Source organism: Microbacterium flavescens (genome assembly GCF_018588945.1).
GTDB classification, from domain to species: Bacteria; Actinomycetota; Actinomycetes; order Actinomycetales; family Microbacteriaceae; genus Microbacterium; species Microbacterium flavescens.
Map to the genome: position 1 here is coordinate 1 of NZ_JAFIWA010000016.1, position 5,407 is coordinate 5,407.

Consider the following 5,407-nt stretch of genomic DNA (forward strand, 5'->3'; position numbering starts at 1 on the left):
GGGGGTTGGCGTATGGAAGTCAGTAATGACATCCGTTTGGTCAGTTCAAACTCGCTGCCGTGGCTCGTTTTCCCGGGTTGTGGTGGCAAACATTTTTTATGGAGAGTTTGATCCTGGCTCAGGATGAACGCTGGCGGCGTGCTTAACACATGCAAGTCGAACGGTGAAGCCCAGCTTGCTGGGTGGATCAGTGGCGAACGGGTGAGTAACACGTGAGCAACCTGCCCCGGACTCTGGGATAAGCGCTGGAAACGGCGTCTAATACTGGATATGAGCTGCAACCGCATGGTTAGCAGTTGGAAAGATTTTTCGGTCTGGGATGGGCTCGCGGCCTATCAGCTTGTTGGTGAGGTAATGGCTCACCAAGGCGTCGACGGGTAGCCGGCCTGAGAGGGTGACCGGCCACACTGGGACTGAGACACGGCCCAGACTCCTACGGGAGGCAGCAGTGGGGAATATTGCACAATGGGCGGAAGCCTGATGCAGCAACGCCGCGTGAGGGACGACGGCCTTCGGGTTGTAAACCTCTTTTAGCAAGGAAGAAGCGAAAGTGACGGTACTTGCAGAAAAAGCGCCGGCTAACTACGTGCCAGCAGCCGCGGTAATACGTAGGGCGCAAGCGTTATCCGGAATTATTGGGCGTAAAGAGCTCGTAGGCGGTTTGTCGCGTCTGCTGTGAAAACCCGAGGCTCAACCTCGGGCCTGCAGTGGGTACGGGCAGACTAGAGTGCGGTAGGGGAGATTGGAATTCCTGGTGTAGCGGTGGAATGCGCAGATATCAGGAGGAACACCGATGGCGAAGGCAGATCTCTGGGCCGTAACTGACGCTGAGGAGCGAAAGGGTGGGGAGCAAACAGGCTTAGATACCCTGGTAGTCCACCCCGTAAACGTTGGGAACTAGTTGTGGGGTCCATTCCACGGATTCCGTGACGCAGCTAACGCATTAAGTTCCCCGCCTGGGGAGTACGGCCGCAAGGCTAAAACTCAAAGGAATTGACGGGGACCCGCACAAGCGGCGGAGCATGCGGATTAATTCGATGCAACGCGAAGAACCTTACCAAGGCTTGACATACACGAGAACGCCGTAGAAATACGGAACTCTTTGGACACTCGTGAACAGGTGGTGCATGGTTGTCGTCAGCTCGTGTCGTGAGATGTTGGGTTAAGTCCCGCAACGAGCGCAACCCTCGTTCTATGTTGCCAGCACGTAATGGTGGGAACTCATGGGATACTGCCGGGGTCAACTCGGAGGAAGGTGGGGATGACGTCAAATCATCATGCCCCTTATGTCTTGGGCTTCACGCATGCTACAATGGCCGGTACAAAGGGCTGCAATACCGTGAGGTGGAGCGAATCCCAAAAAGCCGGTCCCAGTTCGGATTGAGGTCTGCAACTCGACCTCATGAAGTCGGAGTCGCTAGTAATCGCAGATCAGCAACGCTGCGGTGAATACGTTCCCGGGTCTTGTACACACCGCCCGTCAAGTCATGAAAGTCGGTAACACCTGAAGCCGGTGGCCCAACCCTTGTGGAGGGAGCCGTCGAAGGTGGGATCGGTAATTAGGACTAAGTCGTAACAAGGTAGCCGTACCGGAAGGTGCGGCTGGATCACCTCCTTTCTAAGGAGCATCTGGCACTCTTTTGGGTGTCCAGGCCCCAGATCAGAGCGAATGTCTCTGCTGGGAGCTCATGGGTGGAACATTTGACGAGGCTCCGTTGGGGAGATCTCCTGCTCAGTACGGCCTTCGGGTCTGGAAGCGTGGGGGTGATGCCGGCGGGGCGTGCACGTTGTTGGGTCCTGAGGGACCGGATGTGGGGGAGTGATTCCCTGCGGCTGGGACTTCTGGGCCCATCCTTCATGTCGACGGTTGTCGGCTGCGGGGTGGGGACCGCCCGTACTTTGAGAACTACACAGTGGACGCGAGCATCTTTTGGACCGGCCTTTTGGTCGGTTCATTTTGATGATCTTAAAGATCATTAGTCAATTTCAGCCCGGACTTCGGTTCGGGTTCGATTCTTGATGAAACTCATGTGATTTCAAGTCTTTAAGAGCAAACGGTGGATGCCTTGGCATCTGGAGCCGAAGAAGGACGTAGCAATCTGCGATAAGCCTCGGGGAGTGGATAAGCACACTGTGATCCGAGGGTGTCCGAATGGGGAAACCCCGCTGGGCGGCGTGCCGACCTAGTGACTCCCGCCTGAATATATAGGGCGGGTAGAGGGAACGTGGGGAAGTGAAACATCTCAGTACCCACAGGAAGAGAAAGCAACCGCGATTCCGTTAGTAGTGGCGAGCGAAACCGGAACAGGCTAAACCGAGTACGTGTGATATCCGGCAGGAGTTGCGTATTCGGGGTTGTGGGACTTTCCGTGCTGTTCTGCCGAGCAGCGAACGTGATGCGTCGATATAGGTGAACGGTCCTTGAAAGGCCGGCCAGAGTGGGTGCCAGCCCCGTAACCGAAATGTTGGAACGCAGCGTGGAGAGTATCCCAAGTAGCACGGGGCCCGAGAAATCCCGTGTGAATCTGTCAGGACCACCTGATAAGCCTAAATACTCCCAGATGACCGATAGCGGACAAGTACCGTGAGGGAAAGGTGAAAAGTACCCCGGGAGGGGAGTGAAATAGTACCTGAAACCGTTTGCTTACAAACCGTTGGAGCCTCCTTAGTAGGGGTGACAGCGTGCCTTTTGAAGAATGAGCCTGCGAGTTAGCGATATGTGGCGAGGTTAACCCGAGTGGGGTAGCCGTAGCGAAAGCGAGTCTGAATAGGGCGATTCAGTCGCATGTCCTAGACCCGAAGCGAAGTGATCTATCCATGGCCAGGCTGAAGCGACGGTAAGACGTCGTGGAGGGCCGAACCCACTTAGGTTGAAAACTGAGGGGATGAGCTGTGGATAGGGGTGAAAGGCCAATCAAACTTCGTGATAGCTGGTTCTCTCCGAAATGCATTTAGGTGCAGCGTTGCGTGTTTCTTGCCGGAGGTAGAGCTACTGGATGGCCGATGGGCCCTACAAGGTTACTGACGTCAGCCAAACTCCGAATGCCGGTAAGTGAGAGCGCAGCAGTGAGACTGTGGGGGATAAGCTTCATAGTCGAGAGGGAAACAACCCAGACCACCAACTAAGGTCCCTAAGCGCGTGCTAAGTGGGAAAGGATGTGGAGTTGCTTAGACAACCAGGAGGTTGGCTTAGAAGCAGCCACCCTTGAAAGAGTGCGTAATAGCTCACTGGTCAAGTGATTCCGCGCCGACAATGTAACGGGGCTCAAGCACGCCACCGAAGTTGTGGCATTGACATTATTGGTAGGCCTTCGTGGTCCAGCCGTGTTGATGGGTAGGAGAGCGTCGTGTGGCCAGCGAAGCGGCGGTGTGAACCAGCCGTGGAGGCCACACGAGTGAGAATGCAGGCATGAGTAGCGAAAGACGTGTGAGAAACACGTCCTCCGAAAGACCAAGGGTTCCAGGGTCAAGCTAATCTTCCCTGGGTAAGTCGGGACCTAAGGCGAGGCCGACAGGCGTAGTCGATGGACAACGGGTTGATATTCCCGTACCGGCGAAGAACCGCCCAAACCAATCCAGTAATGCTAAGTGTCTGAATCCCAGTGACCGATCCCTTCGGGGTGACGCTCTGGGCCTAGCACACGACCCTACGCTGAGGCGGTTAGCGTATTAACAGGTGTGACGCAGGAAGGTAGCCCAAGCCAGGCGATGGTTGTCCTGGTGCAAGTGCGTAGGCCGAGTCATAGGCAAATCCGTGACTCATACAGGCTGAGACACGATGCGGATGAAAAGTGGGTGATCCTATGCTGCCAAGAAAAGCATCGACGCGAGGTTCTAGCCGCCCGTACCCCAAACCGACTCAGGTGGTCAGGTAGAGAATACCAAGGAGATCGAGAGAATCGTGGTTAAGGAACTCGGCAAAATGCCCCCGTAACTTCGGGAGAAGGGGGGCCTTCGACGTATTAGGACTTGCTCCGAAAGCGTTTGGAGGCCGCAGAGACTAGTGGGTAGCGACTGTTTACTAAAAACACAGGTCCGTGCCAAGTCGCAAGACGATGTATACGGACTGACGCCTGCCCGGTGCTGGAAGGTTAAGAGGACCGGTTAGCCGCAAGGCGAAGCTGAGAATTTAAGCCCCAGTAAACGGCGGTGGTAACTATAACCATCCTAAGGTAGCGAAATTCCTTGTCGGGTAAGTTCCGACCTGCACGAATGGCGTAACGACTTCCCAACTGTCTCAACCGCGAACTCGGCGAAATTGCATTACGAGTAAAGATGCTCGTTACGCGCAGCAGGACGGAAAGACCCCGTGACCTTTACTACAGCTTGGTATTGGTGTTCGGTGTGGCTTGTGTAGGATAGGTGGGAGACTGTGAAGCGGTGACGCTAGTTACCGTGGAGTCATTGTTGAAATACCACTCTGGTCACTCTGGATATCTAACTTCGAACCGTAATCCGGTTCAGGGACAGTGCCTGGTGGGTAGTTTAACTGGGGCGGTTGCCTCCCAAAAAGTAACGGAGGCGCCCAAAGGTTCCCTCAACCTGGTTGGCAATCAGGTGGCGAGTGTAAGTGCACAAGGGAGCTTGACTGTGAGACTGACAGGTCGAGCAGGGACGAAAGTCGGGACTAGTGATCCGGCAGTGGCTTGTGGAAGCGCTGTCGCTCAACGGATAAAAGGTACCTCGGGGATAACAGGCTGATCTTGCCCAAGAGTCCATATCGACGGCATGGTTTGGCACCTCGATGTCGGCTCGTCGCATCCTGGGGCTGGAGTAGGTCCCAAGGGTTGGGCTGTTCGCCCATTAAAGCGGTACGCGAGCTGGGTTTAGAACGTCGTGAGACAGTTCGGTCCCTATCCGCTGCGCGCGTAGGAAGTTTGAGAGGATCTGACCCTAGTACGAGAGGACCGGGTTGGACGAACCTCTGGTGTGTCAGTTGTTCCGCCAGGAGCACCGCTGATTAGCTACGTTCGGGATGGATAACCGCTGAAAGCATCTAAGCGGGAAGCCGGCCTCAAGATGAGACTTCCATGCCTTCGGGCGAGAGGCTCCCAGCCAGACTACTGGGTTGATAGGCCAGATGTGGAAGCGCAGCAATGCGTGCAGCTGACTGGTACTAATAAGCCGATGACTTGATAACACACCGTTCAAGGTGCTTGCGTCCACTGAGTGGTTCTCGATGTACGGTCGAGAACCGCACCAAACAATCGTTTAGGTGCAGACTGAAACATCAATAGTGTTTCGGCGGCCATAGCGAGAGGGAAACGCCCGGTCACATTCCGAACCCGGAAGCTAAGCCTCTCAGCGCCGATGGTACTGCAGGGGGGACCCTGTGGGAGAGTAGGACACCGCCGGACTTCCATTACCGAAATGGCCACCCAACGCAGGGTGGCCATTTCGCGTTAAC

Annotated in this window: 3 rRNA genes; all 3 read left to right on the top strand. The window is 55.4% G+C overall.

The window, feature by feature from the left end:
• The first annotated feature begins 95 nt into the window (after positions 1 to 95).
• Positions 96 to 1,618 (top strand): 16S ribosomal RNA (locus tag JX005_RS15925).
• Positions 1,619 to 2,034: 416 nt separating this feature from the next.
• Positions 2,035 to 5,140, top strand: a 23S ribosomal RNA gene (locus tag JX005_RS15930).
• A 100-nt stretch (positions 5,141 to 5,240) separates the two neighbouring features.
• Positions 5,241 to 5,357, top strand: a 5S ribosomal RNA gene (gene rrf, locus JX005_RS15935).
• The 16S, 23S and 5S rRNA genes sit together here, the layout of an rRNA operon.
• The last annotated feature ends 50 nt before the right edge of the window (positions 5,358 to 5,407 follow it).